The organism is Novosphingobium sp. YAF33, from assembly GCF_052113265.1.
In the GTDB taxonomy this organism is placed as follows: Bacteria; Pseudomonadota; Alphaproteobacteria; order Sphingomonadales; family Sphingomonadaceae; genus Novosphingobium.
In genome coordinates this window covers 69,647-91,309 of the sequence record NZ_JBFRCW010000013.1, presented here as the reverse complement: position 1 = coordinate 91,309, position 21,663 = coordinate 69,647, and the positions used below count along the sequence as shown (strand labels likewise).

Here is a 21,663-nt window from a genome sequence, read left to right as displayed (position 1 = left end):
GATTACAGGTCTGTGACATTTTGTGGCTTTGCTGGATTAAATCCACATAGACCGACATGATACGGGCAAGAACCCACTTGCCCTCACAAGCACAAACAAGCATGGTCGGCAGGCACGTTCGTCAGGGGGAAACTGCATGATACAGGCCGACCGCATTTCCGCGATCCTGGCCGCGTTGGACGAGCGAGGGTCCTGTTCGATCTCCGAGCTGGCCCTGCGCTTCGACGTCTCCGAGGAGACGATCCGCCGCGACGTGCGGCAGCTTGAGGCGAACGGCTCGGTGATCAAGGTGCATGGCGGCGTCACCCTGCCCGCGCCGCGACTGGAAGCGCCCTATCGCAAACGCCTTCGCGAGCAGCTCGAAGCCAAGCGCTCGATCGCCCGCCACGCCGCGGGCCTGGTGCAGGACGGGATGACGGTGTTCATCGATTCCGGCACCACTTCCTTCTGGGTGGCGCAGGAACTGGGGCATCGGAAAGGGCTCACCCTGGTGACCAACAGCGTCGAAGTGGCGGCGGACGTGCTGGGCCGTTCCGACCACCGCGTCTTCCTGGCGGGTGGCATGCTCAATGCCGACTACCGCGCGGCTTTCGATGCCGACGCGGTCCGCATGGTCCGCGGTTTCCTGCCGGACATCGCCATCTTCTCCATGGGCGCCATCGACCCGCACCATGGCTTTCTCGATTTCGATCCGGACGAAGCCGCGTTCAAGCGGGCCCTTCTGGACCGCGCGCGGCGCATCGTCGTCGTGGCCGACCACACCAAGTTCTCACGGGTGGGCACCGTCCATGTCGCGGACTTCGGCCAGATCCATGACCTCGTGACGGACCTGCCGCCCCCGCCGCCGCTCATCGACGCTGCAAGAGAAGGCGGGACGGCGATCCACCTCAGCGAACCGGCCCTTCAGGGCGGCTGACGGCGCGGCGATCAGGAACTGCGCAGCGGAATCGCGGCCAGACTGTCGGAAGAGGTAAGGAACAGGACCTTGCCGCCCTTCCCTATCGCGCAATTGGCGATCGCCTTGCCCGTCTCGATCACGCCGAGCAGCCGCGCGTCGGCCGTGCAGACGTGGACGCCGCCCGGCCCTGTCGCGAAGACGTGCCCGGAGGCGCCGACCTTGATCCCGTCGGGCAGGCCCGGCCGGCCGGCATCATGCTGCGCGCGCATGTCGAGGAACTGGCGGCTTTCACCGGTCATTCCGTCCGTGCCGAGTGGATAGGCCAGCACTTCGGGACGGGTCTCGTCCGACAGCGACAGATAGAGTGTGCGCTCATCCGGCGAGAGCGCGACGCCGTTGGGGCGGCGATGGCTGCGGTCCAGCAGGTCCACCCGGCCGTCCGGCGATAGACGATATAACCCGCACCACGCCACTTCGCGCAGCGGCGAATCGTCGCCTTCCGCCAGACCATACGTCGGGTCGGTGAAATAGATCGCGCCGGACCTGGCGACGCAAAGATCGTTGGGGCTGTTGAAACGCTTGCCGTCGAAACGGTCGGCCAGCGTTTCCCGCTGGCGCGTGGCGAGGTCGATCCGCACGATCGCCCGCGAGCCGCTGTCCGCCGCAATCAACCACCCTCGCGCATCCAGCGCCAACCCGTTGAGCCCCGGCTCCCGGATCGCGGCAGGCACCGGCGTCTGCAGTCCCGAGGGACGGAGGAATATCTCGACGCCCTTTGCCGCCGTCCAGCGGTGGACGGTATTGCTTGGCGGATCGCCGAAGAGCAGGCAGTTGCTGCCGGGAACCCAGACCGGGCCTTCCGCCCAGCGAAATCCTTCGGCAAGACGCGTCACCGAAGCGCCGGGCGCGACGATCCTGTCGAGCGCCGGATCGAGACGGCGCACGGTACCGATCACCGGCGCCTTGGCCGCGGCGCCCACCGCGTCGAGCAGCGGCACGGCGGCGAGGCCGGCCAGCATCATGCGGCGATCGATCATGCCTTCAACTCGACGATGCGCCGCTCCGCCGCCGATCGATAGATCGCCTCTATTATACGCATGTCCGCAAGTCCTTCTTCGCCCGCGACGATGGGGGCACCGCCGGTCAGCACGCATTCGGCGAGGTGATCGAGCTGCCCGGCGAACTGGTTGCGCGCGGGCGGCGGCAGCGTCCTCGGTGCAGTGACACCGTCCTTGCGGATCGTCATCGCCTGCCCGGTGTAAGGCGTGGCCGGCTCCATCGCGATCCACCCCTGGGTGCCATGCACGCGGTAGGCATTGTGCGAAGAACTGTAGCTGGAGATGCAGTTCGCCTGCACGCCCGAGGGGAAGCGGAGCACGAAGCTGACGCGGTCCTCCACGGTGCGGAAGCGCGGATCGGCGCGGTCAGTCGATTCCACCGCGCTCACTTCCACCGGCTCCTCGCCGGTGAGGTAGCGGGCGGCGTTGAGGCTGTAGATGCCGATGTCCATCATCGAGCCGCCACCGGAAAGCGCCTTGTCCAGCCGCCATTGATCGGGCTGAATGGGAAAGCCGTGCTCCGCCGTGACGAGCCGCGTCGGACCGACATGACCGCCCCGCGCCAATTCGATCGCCAGGCGGTTGTAGGGCTCAAACCGGGAGCGATAGCCGATCATCAGCTTCTTCCCGGCCTTGCGACAGGCCGCGATCATCGCCTGGCATTCCGCCACCGAGGTGGCCATGGGTTTTTCGCAAAGGACATGCTTGCCCGCCTGAGCGGCGCGGATGGTGTATTCGGCATGGAGACTATTGGGCAGGACCACATAGACCGCGTCGATATCCGGGTTGTCGCGAATGCGGTCGAACTCGGCATAGTTGTAGCGATGCGTCCTGGGGATGCCGTATTGCGCGCCGTACTGCTCCAGCTTGGACGGCGTGCCGCTGACCAGCGCAACCAGCCGCGACTGTTCGCAATTGGCGAAGTTCGGCAGGATCTGCCGGGTGGCGTAATAGCCCAGGCCGACGACGGCATAGCCGATCTTGCGCGGCGCCGCGAAGGCCTGCGCAGAAAACCCCGCAGCGACTCCCGCCGCCGCCAGTCCCGCGCCCATTCCCAGAACCTCGCGCCGCGAACCTGTCGTCATCGTCCTGTCCCCACGTTGCCGTTCCAGCCCCACGGCGGATGCGCGATCACGCGCGCGCCAGACGTCCCGCCGCGATGGCGACTTGCGTTCGGTTGCGCACGTTCAGCTTGCGCATGAGCGCCGTCATGTGGACCTTCACCGTCGCCTCGGCCATGCCGAGTTCATAGGCGATCTGTTTGTTCAAAAGCCCCGAACGCACGCAGCGCAGGACTTTGAGCTGGGTCGGCGTGAAATGGAGCGGTTCGGCCGGAGCCTCCCGCGCGGCAACATCCTGACTGACGGGAACCGTGCACAGATCTGCAACCAGGTGCATCTCTTTCTCTCCCCTAAATGACTCGGTTCTTGAGGTACCGCGCATGCCCGCTGAGAGCCTGCCGCACCGGAGTTCGTTGAGCCTAGTGATAATGGAATCAGTCTGACAGGTTCAAGAGAAATCTTACCTCTCACACTAAATTGTCTAGAATATGCCGATCTTCCAGCTATAACCTGTCCAACAGGTTTGGGTGGTATTGCCAACCCGATCACAAAGCAAAGACTAGGGAGAGGCGAGGGATGACCCTGTCATTTCGTCGAGCGCGGGCGTGTGGCCCATGGAAGAATGTCCGGTTCCCCGTAGCAGCATCGACCGCATCGGAATCGCAGGCATCATGACGCCGGAAGACATCAGGCTCGTCCTGTCCGCCATCGTCGGCATCGCGCTGTCGATTTCGCTCATCGTCCGCGGGCGACTGCATCCTTTCGTGGGACTGCTGTGCGGCGCCTTCACCGTCGGCGTGCTGGCCGGCATACCGCTGGATGAAACGGCAAAGGCCGTGGAGAAGGGCGCCGGCTCGATCCTGGGTGGCACCGGCCTGGTGGTCGCCCTGGGTCTCGGGCTTGGCGCCATGCTGCAACTGTCGAACGGCGCGGCCGGGCTGGCGCGAGCCGCGCTCGGCGTGTCGGGCGTCAAGGGCGCGCCCTGGGCCAGCCTCTTCACCGCACTGCTGATCGGGTTGCCGCTGTTCTTCGAGACCGGGCTGGTGCTGCTGCTGCCGATCGTCGCCTCTGCCGCGGCGGCGCTGCCCAAGGGCCAGGACGATGACGCTTCCAAGCTGAGGCTGATGCTGCCGGCACTGGCGGGTCTCTCGGTCGTCCACGCCCTCGTGCCGCCGCACCCCGGACCGCTGCTCGCCGTGAATGTCCTTGGCGCCAACCTCGGCCTCACCCTGGCTTACGGTCTGCTGGTGGGCATTCCCACCGCGATCATCGCCGGCCCGGTGCTCGCCCGCTTTACCGCGCCCGGCGTGAAACTCAGCCCGCCGCTGCTGGCGCCCGAGACGATCGACGTGGCGACGCCCTCGGTCGGCCGCACCCTCACCGCGGTCCTGCTGCCGGTGGTGCTGATCGCCGCGGGACAGGCCGTCGCCATCGCTCCGCCAGCGGTCGCCGCGAAGCTGGCCTGGCTCGGCTGGGTGAGCGATCCCGTCATCGCCCTGCTCATCGCCAATCTCGTTGCCCTGCCCCTGCTGTTCGGAGGCCGCCTCGGCGAGCGCCGCATTCAGGACGCGATCTGGCTGGAGGCCATGGCGCCCGCGGGCGGCATCCTCCTGGCCATCGGCGCCGGCGGTGCGCTCAAGCAGGTCCTCGTCACCGCCGGTCTTTCGGACATGCTGGTGCGTCTGGCGGGCGGCGGGGCGATCTCGCCCTTGCTGCTGGCCTGGGGCGTCTCGGTCTGCATCCGCCTGGCCACCGGCTCGGCCACCGTGGCGACGATCACCACGGCCGGCGTCATGGAAGGACTGGTCGCCAGTTCGGGCGTGGAGCCCGAATGGATGGTACTGGCCATCGGCGCGGGCTCGCTGTTCTTCTCGCACGTCAACGATCCGGGCTTCTGGCTGGTGAAGAGCTACCTCGGCACGGACATGCCAGGAACGTTCCGCACATGGTCGATCATGGAAACCGTGGTCGCCGTGGTCGGACTGCTGCTGGTGCTTGCGGCCAGCAGCATCATCTAACAAAGGACCATCCCGATAACCGGCCCGCATTGGCGGGCCGCCGACTGCAAACGATGATGGACAAACAGGAAACTCGATGAACCAGACGCGGCTTTCCGATCAGGCCTATGCGGGCATCGTCGAGATCATCAAGTCCAGGAACCTCGGGGTCGGCTCACGCCTGCCGTCCGAGGCGGGCCTGGCAGAGATGTTCGGCGTATCGCGCGCCATCGTGCGCGAGGCCTTGGTGCGGCTGGCCTCAGACGGCATCACCGAGGCGCGGCGCGGGGCAGGCTCTTTCGTCAAGAGCCGCCCTTCCGAGCGTCTCGCCGCCTTCATGCCGATGGCAGAGCTTCCCGCTACCCTGGGCAGCTACGAAGTACGGTTCGTTCTGGAAGCGGAGGCCGCCCGCCTGGCCGCAACCCGGCGTACATCGGTGGAAATGGTCCATGTCGAGGACGGCATGGAGTTGCTGCGCAGCGCCCTGCTGTCCAACGCGCCCGCCCATGCCGAAGACATGGAGCTGCATCGCCGCATCGCGGCCGCCACCGGGAACCCGGCGTTCCTGGTCGCTTTCGATGCGCTCTGGTCCGATGTCGAGAAGATCATGCGCGCCGGCGTGGACATCTCCCGTTCGCGCCCGCCCGAAGTGATCGCCACCATGCTGCGCGAACACGAAGTCATCGTCGAGGCCATTCGCGCGCAGGACGCCGAAGGGGCCGCCCTGGCGATGCGCTGGCACCTCTGGGAGGGGCGCCGCCGCCTGATGCCCTGAACCTGAGAAAGGCCCCACAGGCCTTGCCAGGCGGCGTGGGGGCGTGTGCCGCCAGGCGATGTGGGGGTGTGTGCCGCCAGGCGGCGTGGGGACTGCGCCGAAGGCCTGGAGGTTCAGCCGCCGCGAAGCATGCGAAGCACGGAATCGCGCAGGATTTCCGGCGGCTGTTCGCTGGGGAGCACCACGGCCTGCTCGCGGTCCAGCGGCGCTTCGAGCGTGGCGAGCTGGCTGTCCAGCAGGCTGGCAGGCATGTAATGCCCCGGCCGGTTCTCCAGCCGCGTAAAGAGATCGTCGCGGCTCGCTTCCAGCAGCACGAAGCGGGCGCCCGCCTCGATGGCCGCACGCAAGCGGTCGCGGTAGACCAGACGCAAGGCCGAGCATGCGACGATCACCCGGCCATTCTCGCAAACCGCCTCGTCCGCCGCCCGGCCCAGGCGGTCAAGCCAGGGCCAGCGGTCTTCGTCGGTCAGGGCATGTCCGGCGCGCATCTTCGCCACTGCTTCCGGCGAGTGATAGGCATCGCCTTCCAGAAAGGCGCAATCGAGCGCCTCGGCCAGCAATGCGCCGAGTGTGGACTTGCCACAACCGCTGACGCCCATGACGATGATCGCGCCGCGAGGAAAGGCGCTTCCTGAGGATTTTGGCAAAACGGGGTCCTTGCAGCCCGGGCGATGCCGCAAAGCGCACCGCGATGATGGGCGACCTATAGAAGCGCGGCGACCGACCTGGGAACTACGACCTTTGTCGCAAGTGCCAAGTCCGCCCTTCCGCATTAGCAACAGGCGAAGATAAACCGACAGGGAGGCGGGAAATGATCGGACGCGGCGGAATAACGGCGGCCTTGCTGGCGGCCAGCGCGCTCGTTCCCGCGGGCGGCGCGGCCGCTGCCGTTCCTGAGAGCGGGCCTTCCGTATTTCCTGTCGCCCCGGCCGAACCGCGCGCGGTGACCGTGAAAGCCGCCGGAGACGGCCGCACCGATGACACGGCCGCCATCCAGCAGGCCTTCGACAAGGCGCGCGACTCCAGCGAACACGGCATCGTTTTCCTGCCTTCCGGCCGCTACCGGATCACCCGCACGCTGGTGGTTCCGGCAGGAGTGCGGGTCTACGGCGTCGGGCAGGAGCGCCCCACCATCTTCCTGGCCCCGCGCACCCCCGGCTTCCAGAAGGGCGTATCGACCATGATCGTCTTCGCCGGAGGCGATCAATACGCGGTTGGCCAGGTGCCCGTTCCCGTGCCCACCGTGGTTCCGCGCGACAAGAACGTGCGCGACGCCAATTCCGGCACGTTCTATTCGGCCATGAGCAATCTCGATATCGAGATCGGCGAAGGCAACCAGGCTGCCGCCGGGGTGCGCTTCCGCATGGCGCAGCACGCCTTCCTCAGCCACATGGACTTCCGCCTCGGGTCGGCCTTCGCGGGCGTCTACCAGGCCGGCAACGTGATCGAGAACGTGCGCTTCCACGGCGGCCGCTACGGCATCGTTACCGAGAAGACCTCTCCTGCCTGGCAATTCACGCTGATCGATTCCAGCTTCGACGGCCAGCGCGATGCCGCCATCCGCGAACACGAAGTTGGCCTCACCATGGTCAATGTGCTGATCCGCGACACGCCGGTGGGAATAGAGGTCGACCGCGGCTACGGCGATTCGCTCTGGGGCAAGGACGTCCGGTTCGAGAATGTCAGCAAGGCGGGCGTCGTCATCTCCAACGAGAACAACGTCTTCACGCAGATCGGCTTCGAGAATGCCCTTGCCAGCGGCACGCCGGTCTTCGCCCGTTTCCGGGACAGCGGCCGGTCGGTCGCCGGCAAGGGCAAGGCCTACAAGGTCTCCGACTTTTCCTATGGCCTCGCCGTGCCCTCGCTCGGAAGCGACGGCGATTACGCGACGAAGGCGGATATGGAGGCCCTCCCCGCCCTGCCCGCCGCGCGCAAGCCTGCCATCCGCGACTTGCCCCCGATGTCGGAATGGGTCGACGTGCACAGCCTGGGCGTCATGGGCGATGGCCGCACCGACGATACCGCCGCCCTCCAGCGCGCCATCGACGCCAATCGTGTGCTCTACCTTCCGGCCGGGTTCTACAAGGTCACCAACCGCCTGACCCTGCGGCCGGACAGCGTGCTCATCGGGCTTCATCCGGCGCTGACCCAGCTCTACATTCCGGACGGCAATCCGGCCCATGCCGGGCTCGGCGCAGTCCTCCCGATCCTCGAAAGCCCGCGCGGCGGAGACAACGTGCTCTCCGGCATCGGCCTGTTCACCGGCCGCATCAACCCGCGCGCGAGCGCCCTGCTCTGGCGCTCAGGCGAGAACAGCCTTGTCGAGGACGTGAAGATCATGGGCGGCGGCGGCACGCCCACGGCCGATGGCAAGCCCCTTGGTTCGCTCGGCGCACGCAGCGGCGATCCGGTTGCCGATGGACGCTGGGATGCCCAGTACCCCAGCATCTGGGTGACCGACGGCGGCGGCGGCACTTTCGCTGACGTGTGGAGCCCGAATACGTTCGCGCAGGCGGGCTTCATGGTGACGAACACCAGCACCCCCGGCCACGTCTACGAGATGTCGGTCGAGCATCACGCCCGCAACGAGATCGTGCTCGACAAAGTGGAGAACTGGGAGTTTCTGGCGCCCCAGACCGAGCAGGAAGTGGGCGACGGGCCGAACGCCGTTTCACTGGAAATCCGCAACTCGCGCAATCTCCTCTTCGCCAACTACCACGCCTACCGGGTGACGCGCAGCTACCACCCGGCCCGCAGCGCCGCCAAGCTGTTCAACTCGGGCGAGATCCGTTTCCGCAACGTCCACGTCAATGCCGAAAGCGGCTACGCGACCTGCGACGACGAAGGCTGCGGCACCTTCCTGCGCGCCAGCAAGTATCCCTTCGACAATGCGATCGAAGATGTGTCCAGCGGAAGCCTGGTGCGCGAGCGCGAATTCGCCAGCCTCGACATCGGCGCGCCGGGCAAGGCTGGCGGTACGCCCGCACAACCTTCCGCGATCCCCGTGGAAAAGCTGGCGGAAGGGTTCTGGTCGATCTCGGGCGCGGCCGCGGATGCCAGGGGTTCGCTCTATTTCATCGACCGCCGCTTCCAGCGCATCCATCGCTGGACCGCGGACAAAGGCCTCGAAGTGGTGCGCGACAACGCGCTCGACCCCGTAAACCTGGCCGTCGATGCCTCGGGCCAGTTGCTGGTCCTGTCCTCGCTCGGCCCGAAGGGGGGCGTCTACGCCTTCGATCCCGATGGCCCGAAAGACGCGATGACCGTGATCGCGCCTACGCCGGTACGCGGAAAATCCGCGGCCCGCACGTTGCTCCCCGTCAACTGGTGGATCAATGGCGAATTCCGCGACCAGATCGATCCGAAGACCTACCAGTTTACCACCCTGGCCGAGATGTTCGCGCAGGATGCCGGGTCCGCCAAGGCCATGGAATATGTCTCGCCCGACGGCAGCCTGGCGCTGCCGGCCTTCCGCGTCTGGCAGCAGGGGCCGGAAGACCACGTCGGCTGGCGTTGGTCGCATAGCCTCGATGCCAACGGCCTGATCGGCGGTAAGCCGGGCGAGCGCGTCTTCGTCACCAACGGTTCGCAGAACATGACTTACAGCGCCACGATCGGCAGCGGCGGCGCTCTGCAGGGCCTCAAGCCCTTCGCCGGTCGCGGCGGCGAGAGCGTGGCGGTAGACCGGCAGGGCCGCGTCTTCGTCGCGAACGGGCAAGTCTACATCTACACGCCGGATGGCAAGGAACAGGCGCGCATCGACGTACCGGACCGGCCGCTCCAGATCCTGTTCGGCGGAGCGGACGGCGGCACGCTGTTCATCCTGACACACCACGCACTTTACGCCGCACGGCCATGAACGAGGCGGTCATGAACGGAACAGACATGAACGGAACAGGCCCGAAAGCAGATCGGCCCGAACATGGTCTGCAAAATGCGTCATCAGAAAAAGGGAGGGTCGTCTTGGGAGAGACGGCCCGGAAGTAAAAGGGGAAGGACGATGAAAATGAGGACAGCAATCCATCGACAGCGCGCCGGGGCCAGCCTCGTTGCGCTCGTCGCCGTAGCCCTCGCTGGCACGGCGCAGGCCCAGGAACAGACGCAGGACGCGCCGGAAACGGCCGCACAGGCTCCTGCTCAGACCACGCCCACAGGCGCCGCAGCCCCGGACCGTCAGGCCGCGGAGATCGTGGTCACCGGCTCGCGCATCACCACCAGCGGGTTCAACGCGCCGACGCCCACGACCGTCATCGGCGAAGAACAGATCACCGCCAACGCCCAGCCGAACATCTTTACCACGATCGCGCAGCTGCCCTCGCTCCAGGGTTCGACTGGCGCGTCGACGGGCACCTTCAGCACGTCGAGCGGCCAGCAGGGCCTCAGCTCGTTCTCGCTGCGCGGCCTGCAGCCGATCCGCACGCTGACCCTGCTCGACGGGCAGCGCGTCGTCGGCGCGAACGTGACCGGCGTGCCCGATATCAGCATGTTCCCTCAGCTTCTCGTCAAGCGGGTGGACGTGGTGACAGGCGGCGCCTCCGCTTCCTATGGCTCCGACGCGGTCGGCGGCGTCGTCAACTTCATCACCGACACCCGGTTCGAAGGCTTCAAGGGCAACATCCTTGGCAGCATCACCAAGTACGGCGACGATGAGACCGCGCTCGTCCAGGCGGCATGGGGCAAGTCGTTCCTCGACGACCGCCTGCATGTGGTGGTCAGCGGCGAGTACGACCACGAAGGCGGCGTCGGCGCCGGAGACTTCGGCACCGACCTTGCGGGCAGCCGCGACTGGTATCGCGCGACCACGCTGATGAACACCGGCCAGACCAACAACGGCCTGCCGCAGTTCAACTATCGCGACTTTGCGCAGCCCTACCAATATGCCCGCTACGGCCTCATCAACAACGGCCCTCTCCAGGGCATCGCCTTCGATGCCAACGGCACGCCCTACAACTTCAACTACGGGTCGAACGGCCAGCCGCTCGGCAATGGCCAGGTCAGCAACTGCTATCGCGGCAACAGCTTCTGCGAAGGCGGCGATCTGTCCGGGGCACCGGGCTCGGGCGCCTCGCTCAAGTCCGCGCTGGAGCGCATCAACGGCTATGGCCGCATCGGCTACGACTTCGCCGAGAACAACGAAGCCTACGTCACCGTCAACATCGCCCAGGTGAAGACCCACAATCAGCCCAGCCCCGGCTACAACCGTCCTTCGCTGACGGTGCAATGCGCCAATCCGTTCCTGCCGCAGCTGGTGCGAGATCGCTGCACCGCCGCGGGTATCACGAGCTTCGGATTCGGCACCAGCAACGGCTCATTCCCCGATCCGCGCGTCGATACCGACCGCAAGCAGTACCGCTTCGTCGGCGGTCTCAAGGGCGCGTTCGACGCGGTGGGAACCTCGTGGAACTATGACGCCTACTATGAGCACGGCATCACCATCTCGGACATCAGGGTTCGCGACATCGTGCTGCAGAACCGCTACGTGGCGGCGACCAATGCGACCACGCTGAACGGCGCCATCGTCTGCGCCGATCCGGTGGCCCGCGCCAACGGGTGCCAGCCGATCAACATCTTCGGCAACTTCGCGCCTTCCGACGCCGCGCTCGCCTATGTCGCCCCGCACGAAAACGGGCCGTTCCAGCACACCAAGCTGACCCAGGACGTCCTCAGCGCGAACTTTTCGGGCAATCCCTTCGATTCTTGGGCAGGCCCGGTCTCGGTGGCGTTCGGCGGCGAATACCGACGCGAGTTCTACCGCGTGAATGCCGACCCCTATGGCGCGGGCGTCTCCGACATCAGCCCCAACAGCGCCGACTATCCGGCCGATCCGCTGCTCAACTCCACGCTCGGCAGCAACTGGGCGGCAGGCAACTACAAGAACGGCAGCGGCAAGTACGACGTCTACGAAGGCTACGTCGAAGTCGACCTGCCCCTGCTCAACAGCGAATCGATCGGCCGCGCCAACCTCAACGGCGCAGCGCGTGCCACGCATTACAGCACTTCCGGCACCGTCTGGACCTGGAAAGTCGGCGGCACCTGGGACACCCCGCTCGACGGCATCCGCCTGCGCGCGGTCACCTCGCGCGACGTCCGCGCGCCGAACCTCTCCGAACTGTTCGCCGCGCCGACGGTCACCACGGTACCGAACTTCAACGACCCGTTCCGCAACCAGGCGGTACAGATCTTCCAGAACACCATCGGCAATCCCAACCTGAAGCCGGAAGTGGCGCGCAACACCGAACTGGGCATCGTGCTGTCGCGCCCCTCGTGGCTGCCGGGCCTCAGCCTCTCGTTCGACTACTACCGCATCAAGCTCGACGGCGTGGTCTCCACCCTGTCGGCCGACCAGATCGTGCGCTTCTGCTTCGAGGGTAATCAGGCCTTCTGCGGCGGCTTCCAGCTGGATGGTCCGCAGGGCACCAACTTCGTCAACGTCCAGCCTTTCAACCTCGCCTCCTGGAAGACCAGCGGTTTCGATATCGAGGCGAGCTACCAGTGGCAGCAGCCGCTGGGCCTGCCTGGCAGCTTCACCGTCCGCGCGCTGGCCACGCATATCCAGAAGTTCATCGTCAGCGCCGGCATCGCGGGGGTCGATCCGGTCGACCAGGCGGGCAACAACGCCGGTGCCACGCCCGACTGGAAGTGGCTGGCGGTGCAGACCTACGACAGCGACCGCTTCAGCCTGACCCTGCAGGAACGCTGGATCAGCGATGGCACGTTCGGCAACCAGTACGTCGTGTGCCAGTCGTCCTGCCCGGTTTCGACCGGCAACCATCCGACCATCGACTACAACACCATGAAGGGCGCCTTCTACGTGGACGTCGGCGCGACGATCAAGTTCGGCGACAACCTGCAACTCTACGGCAAGATCGACAACCTGTTCGACAAGGATCCCGTCGCCTCGCCGCAGACCAACACCGGGCTCGACGTGAACCCGGCCCTCTACGACACCCTGGGGCGGATCTACCGCGCCGGCATCCGCTTCAATTTCTGAAGCTTTCGTCGTCCCGGGTCGCCCCCGGGACGACGACAGGATACACGTGCCTTGAAACCCGGAGAGAATTGACATGAAACGTGGACCGATCGGCGCCTCGACGGCCCTGCTGGCCTCCCTTGTAGCGATCCAGCCCGCCTACGCCTCGCCCTCGGTCTACACCGCAGCTCCCGATGAACCCGGTGCCTTCACCGTATCCGGCAAGGCCGATGGCCGCGCCGATGATACGGCCGCGATCCAGCAGGCCATCGACGCCGCCGCCGAAAAGGGCGGCGGCGGCATCGTGTTCTTGCCCGCCGGCACCTACCGCATCAGCCGCACCATCTTCCTCTGGCCCGGCGTGCGCATCTTCGGCATCGGCGAAAAGCGGCCGACGATCGTGCTCGGTCCGCGCACGCCCGGCTTCCAGAAGGGCGTCGGCCACATGGTGATGTTTGCTGGAGGACGCCGCGAGCGGGACCCCAAGGATGCTCGCCCCGTCGCTTTCGCGCCGCCCGGCAGCGTGCCCTTCAACAAGGACATCCCGGACGCCAACCCCGGCACGTTCTACTCCGCGCTCGGCAATATCGACTTCCGCATCATGGACGGCAATCCGGCCGCCACCGCCATCCGCTTCCACTCCGCCCAGCACAGCTTCGTCAGCCATGTCGATTTCGACATCGGCTCCGGCCTCGCGGGGCTCTATCACGTCGCCAACGAGGCCGAAGACCTGCACTTCCGCGGTGGCCGCTACGGCATCCTGGCGGAGAAGCCCTCCCCCGCCTGGCCCTTCGCCCTGGTGGACGCCACCTTCGAAGGCCAGCGCGATGCGGCGATCCGCGAGCACGAAGCGGGTCTGACCCTGCTCAACGTCTCCATCCGCGACACGCCGGTGGGCATCGAGATCGACCGCGGCTACGGCGACTGGCTCTGGGGCCAGGATGTCCGCTTCGAGAATGTCTCCAAGGCCGGCGTGCTGATGTCCAACGAGAACAACGTCTATACCCAGATCGGCTTCCAGAACGCGGTGGCCACGCATACCCCGGTCTTCGCGCGCTTCCGCGAAAGCGGAAAGACGGTCGCGGGCAAGGGAGAGACCTACAAGGTTTCCTCATTCACTCACGGGCTGACGCTGCCGGCCTTCGGGCAGATGGGCGCCTATCGCACCCAAGTCGATGCCGAGCCGCTCTCCGCCCTGCCCGCGCCGTCCGCCCCCGCCATCCGCGCCCTGCCGCCGGTCTCCGACTGGGTGAACGCCCGCAGTCTCGGTGCGAAGGGAGACAATCAGAGCGACGACACCGCCGCGCTTCAGAAGGCCATCGACACGCACCGCGTGGTCTACCTGCCTTCCGGCTTCTACAAGGTCAGCGACACCCTGCGGCTGCGGCCCGATACCGTGCTGCTGGGCCTTCATCCCAGCCTGACGCAGATCGTCCTGCCGGACGGATCTCCCGGCTACGCCGGCGTCGGCGCGCCGAAGGCGCTGGTGGAGAGCGCCTCGGGCGGAGACGCCATCGTCGCCGGCATCGGTCTCAATGCCAACGGCAACAACCCGCGCGCCGCCGCCCTGATGTGGAAGGCGGGGGCCCGCTCGATGGTGAACGACGTGAAGTTCCAGGGCGGCCACGGCACCAATCGCTTCGACGGCACGCGGATGGATCCCTACAACAACAACGCGACGGCCGATCCCGATGCCGCGCGCCGCTGGGACGGCCAGTACGCCAGTCTCTGGGTTACCCAGGGCGGCGGCGGCACTTTCGCCAATATCTGGAGCCCCAGCACTTTTGCGCACCCCGGCATCCTGATTTCCGACACGACCACGCCCGGCCGGCTGATCCAAGCCTCGGTGGAGCACCACGTCCGCACCGAGATCGGTCTCAACCGCGTCTCGAACTGGGAACTGCTGGCTCCGCAGACCGAAGGCGAGGCCGGCGAAAGCGGCGATGCGGTGGCGCTGGAAATCCGCAACTCCAGCAATATCCTGGTCGCCAATCTCCACGCCTACCGCGTCACCCGCACGCGCAAGGCGGCGCCGGCCGCCATCACGCTCTACAATTCGCAGGACATCCGTTTCCGCAACGTCCACGTCAATGCCGAGAGCGGCGTCGGGACTTGCGACGAGAACGGCTGCGCCACGTTCCTTCGCCTCACCAAGTTCCCCTTCGAGAATGCCTTGCGCGACGTGACGCACGGGCTGGACGTGCGCGAACGCGAATTCGCGGTGCTGGACGTCAAGGCCGCCCCCCAGCCCGTCGCACCCGTCACGTTCGAAGGCGCCCGCATCGAGAAACTGGCAGACGGATTCCACTCCATCGGCGGAGGCGCGGTGGACGCGCAAGGCAAGCTCTATTTCATCGACCGCCAGTTCCAGCGGATTTGGAGCTGGTCGGACAGCGGCAAGCTGGAAATCGTGCGCGATGCCGCGCTCGATCCGGTGAACCTTACGGTTGACCGCTCGGGCAACCTGCTTGTGCTGTCCTCGTTCGGGCGCAACGGCACCGTCTACAGCCTCAAGCCGGGTTCGCCCGATACCGAGCTGACAGTGATCGCGCCCCGACCGGCGGGCAAGTCGGGCAATGCCGCGACGGTGCTGCCGGTCAACTGGTGGATCAACGGCGAGTTCAAGGATCAGATCGACCCGAAGACTTACGCTTTCACCACGCTTGCCGAGATGTTCACGCGCAACATGGCGCTGCCCAAGGCCGAGGAATATGCCTCGCCCGATGGCAGCGTGGTCCTTCCCGCCTGGCGCGTATTCGCCCAGGGTCCGGCCGATCACCGGGGCCTGCGCTTCTCGGACTCGCTGGACAGCTACGGCTTCATCCAGGGCAAGCCCGGCGCACGCGTGTTCCTGACCAACGCCTCGGAAAACCGCACGTATAGCGGCGTGGTCGGCGCGGAAGGCGCCGTCACCGGGCTCAAGCCCTTTGCCGAGCGCGGCGGAGAAGGCGTTGCCAGCGATGCGCAGGGCCGGGTCTACGTGGCCAACGGGCAAGTCTTCGTCTACTCGCCAGAGGGACAGGAGGTTGGACGGATCGACGTGCCCGAGCGGCCGCTGCAACTGGTGTTCGGCGGCGAAGACGGCAAGACGCTCTACATCCTGACGCACCACGCCCTCTATGCCGCGCGGACCGGCCGGTGACGCGCCTGATCCGGGCGCTGCTGCTCCTGCTCGCGCTCGCCTGCCCGGCGAGCGCATGGGCAGAAGCGCAGTACCGACTGCTCGTCCTCGCGATCCCGAACAAGTACCATTACGAATATATCCCGATCGCGCGTGACAGCCTGGAGCATCTTGCCCGGCTTCACGATTTCGACCTGACGTACACCAACGATCCCAAAGTCTTCGAAGGCGACCTGCAGCGCTATGCCGCGGTCATGTTCCTCAACACCCCGGGCGAGGAACTGAACCCGGCCCAGCGCCTGAACTTCGAAAGCTACATGCGCGGCGGCGGCAACGCCATCATCGTCCACCGCGCGCTCATCATGCCGCCGGGGAACTGGCCCTGGTATGAGAAGCTGGTCGGCCGCAGCTTCGTCAATCATCCGATGCTGCAGACGGGCGTTGTCACCGCCGCCGATCCCGGTTTCCCGGCAACCTTCGGCCTGCCTTCGCGCTGGATATGGAGCGATGAATACTATGTGCTGACCAATCCGCACGGGATCAGGATCGAGCCGGTGCTGCGTGTCGACGAAACGAGCTACGACCCCACCCGCATCTGGCCGGGACAAGTCGCGAAACCGATGGGGGACCACCCTGTCGCCTGGTATCACCGTTTCGAAAAGGGCCGCGTCTTCGTCACCACGCTGGGCCATAGCGGGGAGGCCTACCGCGAGCCGCAATACCTCGCGCACCTGATGGGCGGGATCTACTGGGCCGCCACCGGGCTGGGCCAGCAACGCTGAGAACGCGCTTCCGCGGGGACGCGAAGTCCCCGCTCTTTACCCAAGCGGTTTAGCGCAGGCGCCTTCTTACCTGTAGCGCCCCATCGTGACCTTCAGCCACACGGGCCGCGCGGTGAGATTGATGCCGTAATCGGTCTGGTCCCCGTTCCACACCCGGTCCGTGACCCATTCGTCCTTGGCGAAGTGCCCTTCCTCGATCCTGAGGACCATGCCGTTCGGCGGGCTGCCCGTTGCCGATGCAAACGACACTCGGGCGTGATCGCCTGTCAGCAGGAACGTATCGGCCGAAAGCTGCGCGACGGCGATGCCGCCGACCGGCTCCGAGGCCCAGGCCGGAAGGTCGGCATCGGGGAACCATTCGCGCTGGCCGAACTGCCACTGGCCGAAGCTGGCCGTGATCTGCCAGTTGCCCATGGTCGTCTCCTGCGCCGTGCCGTCATCGGGCTTGGCGGCGCCCCAGGTCGGATGCTCGAAGGCGATCTTCGCCCAGGGCCGCATCGCCTCCGACAGCACGCGGTACTTCGCGGCATAGGCGTCCAGCGTGGCCTCGTCGAAGCTCTTGGCGCCGAGCGGGAAGTTGAAATAGTCGCTGCCGTCCATGCCGAACGGCGAGAACCCGATGGCGCCGCGCCCCAGCGCCGGCCAGAAGTACCGGGCATATTCGCGCGCATTGCCGATTTCCGGCACCATCAGCGCGTTGTCCGGCCGGGTATAGAGATCGAGGTGCTTCAGGACATTGCGGCTCTTGCGATCATAGATGTCCGGCGCCGCGAAATCGAGCGAAGGCGCCGCCGCCTTCCAGATGTCGAGGACATCGCCCTGCGGCCCGCCGCTGGCGACGCTTTGTGGGTCCGGTTCCTTGAACGGATCGGCCAGTGCGGCGTTGACGTACATCGGCAGCGGCTTGATCGCCTTGCCCGCCGCCGCCAGTTCCTCGATGTAGCGCGCCGTGAACCAGGTGTTGAAGGCCCGGTCCGCCTTGTCGCCGAAGACCTGGCTCCAGGTGCCGGAGCGGCCGCCGAGCCGCCGCGTCAATGCCTGCGGCACGGCGCCTGCAAACAGCTTCTGCGCCGCTGCCCCGTAATCGCGGGGATTGCGGTAGCTTCCGACCTCGTTCTCGGGCTGGACCATGACGATGGTGTTCTGCGGATCGTGGTCCCGCACATAAGTCATGAGCGCCAGGAAGGCCCGCTTGTCCGCGCGCAGCGTTTCCGCGCTGTGCGGGGTCAGGACATCGTGGTCGCTGCCATCCGGCTTCTTCATCCGCGGGAAGCGCCGATTGTCCACCTTCACCCAATCGGGCGTATAGGCGAGGCCCGTGTTCTTCCAGGCACCGAACCACAGCAGGACCACGCGTTTGTCATGGCTGCGCGCCTGGTCGAGCAGGGCCTGGACGAAGCTGAAATCGAACTGCCCCTCGCGCGGCTCCAGTTGCTGCCAGGCGACGGGAATTTCCACCGTGTTCGCGCCGATGCGGTCCAGCACCGGCCAGGCGGTCTGCAGCGGCTTGGGATAATTGGAGCTGTTGTTGACCTGCCCCGCCAGCATCAGGAACGGCGCCCCGTCGACGATCAGGGCATGGCGCCCCTGGCGCGTCTCGATATGCGGGACCTCGCCCTGAGCCAGGGCCGGGGCAGCCACGGAGGAGAGCATAGCGCTGGCCAGCAGGATTGCAGAAGATCGCATCGTGCGGGTCGTCCTCAGGGCTGTTCTTGAAGGGAAAAGATGCGGCTGGCCGCCGTCCATTTGCTGTCGGCGGCGGCCCAGGCAAGCGGACGCTGGAACTGGTCCATCAATTGCTCCCAGGCCTGCACGGCCGGGTCCGCAGCATCGGCGGCCGCCTTTTCGGCCGGATCGAAGCCGAGCTCCGTCTCCATGACCATGACCAGCCGGTTCCCGGTGCGGTAGATCTCCATGTCGCGGATCCGCGCGGTGCGAATGCTCTGCACGACCGCCTCCGGCACCGCGCCCGCCGCATGCCAGCCCTCGTAGCGCGCGATGGCTTCGGCTTCGTCCGCAAGATCTATCAGCAGAACCTGTCGCATCGCCTTCCCCTCTTCCGTGGCATCGCCGGCGGCCGGCGTCATGAGCGGCCGCCTCGCCTGCGGGATAGCAAGCGAGGCGGCCGCAGCAAGCCGGATCAGTAGGTCAGGCGTGCCGTCAGGCTAACGCGGCGATCGTTCAGAACGTTCGACTGCGGCCTGCTGGCGATACCGTAATAAGTGCGGTTCTCCGTATTGGTCAGGTTCACGCCGTCCACCGTCAACGCGAAGTTCGGCGTCACGGTATAGGTGATCGAGGCGTCAAGCTGACCGCGCGCGTCGTTGAAGATCGGCAGATTGCCGCTGCCGTTGCCACGCGTGGTCACCACGTACTTGCTGCGCCAGTTGTAGGCCACGCGGGCCGAGAGCGGCCCCCGATCGTAGAAGCCGATCAGGTTGTAGCTGTACTTCGAGAGCAGTTCGAGCGGCACCGACAGCTTGTTGCCTTCGTTGTCGGCCGCGTCGGGGCTCGGCGCCTTGCTGTCCACATAAGTGAAGTTCGCCTGGACACCGAAGCCGGACCATATGCCGGGCAGGAAGTCGAAGAAGGTGTTGCCACCGATCTCGAAGCCCTTGATCTTGCCGTTGTCGCCATTGAGCGGGCGCGTGACGTCAACGGTGAAGGGACCATTGCCGAAGTCATACGTCTCGGTGCTGGTGATGTTGGCGATGAAGCCGTCCACCTTCTTGTAGAACGCCGCGCCGTAGAGCGAGCCGGTCTGCGAGAAGTACCATTCGAGCGAGGCGTCGAACTGCTTGGCTTCCAGCGGCTTCAGGAAAGGATTGCCGCTGGAGGCAGTGCGCAGGCCGCTGCCGGAATTGAACTCGACGATATTGATGTTGGGGTTCAACTGCGAGAAGTCAGGGCGCGTCAGGCCCTTCGACGCGGCCAGGCGGAGCTGCAACTTGTCATTGAAGTGATAGCGCAGGTTCAGGCTCGGCAGCGCCTTGGTGTAGTTGGAATTCACCCCCAGCGCCACGTAGGAGATGGGGCCGTTGCCCGGCTGGCCGTCGATGATGACCTGGGGGGTCTGGACGATGAAGCCGTCGGTCGAGACCTTGGTCTTGATCACGCGGACGCCGATATTGCCGTCCAGCGGGAAGCCGGCGTCGGCGAAGTCGAACTTGGCCAGGCCATAGGCGGTATAGGTCTTCTCGCCCTGGGTGTTGCGGTCGCTGGGGACGTAGCTCACGCCGTCAAGCAGCGACTGGCGCTGGGAATCGCTGACATAAGGCGCCAGCGCCTGGCGGGTGGCGTCGTAGTCGAGCACGATCCCGCGGCTGAAGAACACGCCGCCGTCCGGCACGCCCTGATAGCCGCGATAGAGATCGCCGCGGAACGGGTGGACTTCATAGAGGTTATCGGCCAGCGCGCTCGTGCCGTAATAGGCGTAAGTGCTGGAATCGGTGACCGCGGAACGGTCGGTATAGCGCAGGCCTGCCGAAATCGAGCGCAGGATGCTGTTGTCGAAGCGGTATTCCGCATCGAGGCGCCCGGCGTATTCCTTGCCCACCGAGTGATCGATGTGGTCCAGGTACCCGCCGCCCAGCGGGGCGTAGTTCGCCACGTCGGTGACGGAGCCGTTGCCATTGCTGGGATCGTTGTCGGGCAGGATGTCCATCGTCGGCACGCCGCTGCCGACCACCTGATAGAGCCGCTCCGCATTGGAGTGCAGGATGACGATCGAGCGCTGGCCGTCCGTGGTGCCACGAATGTACTGGAAGTCGCCGTTGACCGACAGGTTGTTGGTCGGCGTCCACTTCAGGTTAAGCGAGAAGTCATTGGTGACCGACTTGCGGCGCTCGAGGCTGGTGTTGGAATCGATGGGAACGCTGGCGAAAGTGCCGCTGCGGAAATTGCCGTCGTCATCAAAGGTGAACGGCTGGGTATAGTCCGGCGTGATCGGATTGTTGCCGGTATAGGCGAAGAAGCTGTAGTCGCCGTACTGGAACTTGTAGTCCGAGCGCACATATTCGCCCGTGACGAGCAGGGTGTCGGTCGGCTTCCACTGGATCGCCGCGTCCACGCCCAGGCGGCGGCGGTCGCCCAGGTACTGGCCGATGCCCACGCCGTGCGGCAGGTAGGTGTCCTTGCCCAGGCGGCCGAGACCGGATGCCACGGCATAGTCGGTGGCGTTGTTCGGATTGCCGTTCGCATCCAGTGACTGGTCCAGTTCGTAGAACGGCTGGCTGGAGATCTGGTCCTGGCGGAACGCGGTCTTCTGGTAGGCGAAGTCCACCATGACGCCGATTTCGCCGATGCCGGTATTCCAGCGGTCGGAGAGCAGCAGGTTGGCCTGCGGCGTCGATTTTCCGTAGAGATCGTAATAGTTGATGCTGGCGCTGGCCGAGGCCTTGAACCCGTCGAAGTCGAAGGGCTTGCGCGTGCGCAAGTTGATCAGGCCGCCGATGCCGCCTTCGATCTGGTCGGCCGAGGGGTTCTTGTAGACGTCCACGCCGGCCAGAAGCTCGGAAGGCACGTCTTCGAGGCTGAGGTTGCGGCCGCCGTTGGCCGTGAACACGTCGCGGCCGTTCACTTCGGTGCGCACCTGGCTGAGCCCGCGGATGGAGACCGAGCTGCCTTCGCCGAAGCTGCGCTGGATCTGGATGCCGGTGATGCGCTGAAGCGCTTCGGCCACGTTGCGGTCAGGCAGCTTGCCGATGTCTTCCGCCACGATGGAATCGACGATCACGTCCGAGTTGCGCTTGATCGACTGCGCGTTGCTGAGGCTTGCGCGCACGCCGGTCACGACGATGTCTCCGGCCTGGCCTTCCGCATCCTGCGGCGCGGCGGCTTCCACGCCCGAAGCGTCCTGAGCGCTGGCAGGCGACATCACGCCCAGAGCGACGGTTGCAACCGAAATACCCGTAAGCAGACGCGCACGGCGCGATGCCTGATCAATCGTCCTCATGGACTTCCCTCTCCCTGGCTCCTCGGCGGAGCACATCCTCAAAAGTC

Annotated in this window: 14 protein-coding genes; 7 read left to right on the top strand and 7 right to left on the bottom strand. The window is 66.0% G+C overall.

Features of this window, described 5'->3' with window-relative positions; genetic code table 11:
• Nucleotides 1-136 precede the first annotated feature (136 nt).
• Entirely contained in the window at nt 137-916 is a 780-nt protein-coding gene (locus AB4Z00_RS21950; RefSeq protein WP_442047241.1) for a DeoR/GlpR family DNA-binding transcription regulator, read from the top strand.
• 11 nt (nt 917-927) lie between these two features.
• Here the strand turns inward: AB4Z00_RS21950 and AB4Z00_RS21945 are convergent, their stop codons facing one another.
• From AB4Z00_RS21945 to AB4Z00_RS21935, 3 genes are read right to left on the bottom strand one after another with little or no spacing between them, the layout of a single operon-like run.
• Nucleotides 928-1,935, bottom strand: coding sequence for an SMP-30/gluconolactonase/LRE family protein (locus AB4Z00_RS21945; protein WP_442047240.1), 1,008 nt, complete (start codon nt 1,933-1,935; stop codon nt 928-930).
• A complete protein-coding gene (locus tag AB4Z00_RS21940; RefSeq protein WP_132265503.1) occupies nt 1,932-3,041 on the bottom strand; it encodes a Gfo/Idh/MocA family protein in 1,110 nt (369 codons plus the stop codon). The genes AB4Z00_RS21945 and AB4Z00_RS21940 overlap by 4 nt, the downstream gene beginning before the upstream one ends.
• 46 nt (nt 3,042-3,087) lie before the next feature.
• On the bottom strand, nt 3,088-3,354 hold the full coding sequence (locus AB4Z00_RS21935; RefSeq protein ID WP_132265502.1) for a helix-turn-helix domain-containing protein: 267 nt from the start codon (nt 3,352-3,354) through the stop codon (nt 3,088-3,090).
• Between the two features lie 334 nt (nt 3,355-3,688).
• Here AB4Z00_RS21935 and AB4Z00_RS21930 point away from each other — a divergent pair, with 334 nt between their 5' ends.
• Nucleotides 3,689-5,035, top strand: a complete 1,347-nt coding sequence (locus tag AB4Z00_RS21930; protein WP_442047239.1) for a GntP family permease — start codon at nt 3,689-3,691, stop codon at nt 5,033-5,035.
• Between the two features lie 76 nt (nt 5,036-5,111).
• On the top strand, nt 5,112-5,789 hold the full coding sequence (locus tag AB4Z00_RS21925; protein WP_132265500.1) for a FadR/GntR family transcriptional regulator: 678 nt from the start codon (nt 5,112-5,114) through the stop codon (nt 5,787-5,789).
• A gap of 113 nt (nt 5,790-5,902) precedes the next feature.
• On the opposite strand, the gene AB4Z00_RS21920 is transcribed toward AB4Z00_RS21925, so the two are convergent.
• The gene (locus AB4Z00_RS21920; RefSeq protein ID WP_314466179.1) at nt 5,903-6,388 is read right to left on the bottom strand and encodes a gluconokinase; all 486 of its coding nucleotides are present in this window, start codon (nt 6,386-6,388) and stop codon (nt 5,903-5,905) included.
• A gap of 212 nt (nt 6,389-6,600) precedes the next feature.
• On the opposite strand from AB4Z00_RS21920, the gene AB4Z00_RS21915 reads away from it, so the two are divergent.
• The 4 genes from AB4Z00_RS21915 (at nt 6,601) to AB4Z00_RS21900 (ending at nt 16,662) form a co-directional block, all read left to right on the top strand.
• Nucleotides 6,601-9,648, top strand: coding sequence for a glycosyl hydrolase family 28-related protein (locus tag AB4Z00_RS21915; protein WP_442047238.1), 3,048 nt, complete (start codon nt 6,601-6,603; stop codon nt 9,646-9,648).
• 141 nt (nt 9,649-9,789) lie between these two features.
• A complete protein-coding gene (locus tag AB4Z00_RS21910; RefSeq protein ID WP_442047237.1) occupies nt 9,790-12,780 on the top strand; it encodes a TonB-dependent receptor plug domain-containing protein in 2,991 nt (996 codons plus the stop codon).
• A 73-nt stretch (nt 12,781-12,853) separates the two neighbouring features.
• Nucleotides 12,854-15,901 (top strand): glycosyl hydrolase family 28-related protein, encoded by a 3,048-nt coding sequence (locus AB4Z00_RS21905; protein WP_442047236.1) that lies wholly within the window; start codon nt 12,854-12,856, stop codon nt 15,899-15,901.
• A complete protein-coding gene (locus AB4Z00_RS21900; RefSeq protein ID WP_431569069.1) occupies nt 15,898-16,662 on the top strand; it encodes a ThuA domain-containing protein in 765 nt (254 codons plus the stop codon). Before AB4Z00_RS21905 ends, AB4Z00_RS21900 begins: the two co-directional genes overlap by 4 nt.
• A 66-nt stretch (nt 16,663-16,728) precedes the next feature.
• On the opposite strand, the gene AB4Z00_RS21895 is transcribed toward AB4Z00_RS21900, so the two are convergent.
• Genes AB4Z00_RS21895 through AB4Z00_RS21885 form a run of 3 tightly spaced genes read right to left on the bottom strand, consistent with a single transcriptional unit; the run spans nt 16,729 to nt 21,616 of the window.
• On the bottom strand, nt 16,729-18,348 hold the full coding sequence (locus AB4Z00_RS21895; RefSeq protein WP_442047235.1) for a DUF5597 domain-containing protein: 1,620 nt from the start codon (nt 18,346-18,348) through the stop codon (nt 16,729-16,731).
• A 14-nt stretch (nt 18,349-18,362) separates the two neighbouring features.
• Nucleotides 18,363-18,749: an L-rhamnose mutarotase gene (locus AB4Z00_RS21890; RefSeq protein ID WP_442047234.1), complete on the bottom strand. Its 387-nt coding sequence runs from the start codon at nt 18,747-18,749 to the stop codon at nt 18,363-18,365.
• A gap of 53 nt (nt 18,750-18,802) precedes the next feature.
• Nucleotides 18,803-21,616 carry a TonB-dependent receptor gene (locus AB4Z00_RS21885; RefSeq protein WP_132265488.1) on the bottom strand — a complete coding sequence of 938 codons (2,814 nt, stop codon included), beginning with the start codon at nt 21,614-21,616 and terminating at the stop codon, nt 18,803-18,805.
• Nucleotides 21,617-21,663 lie beyond the last annotated feature (47 nt).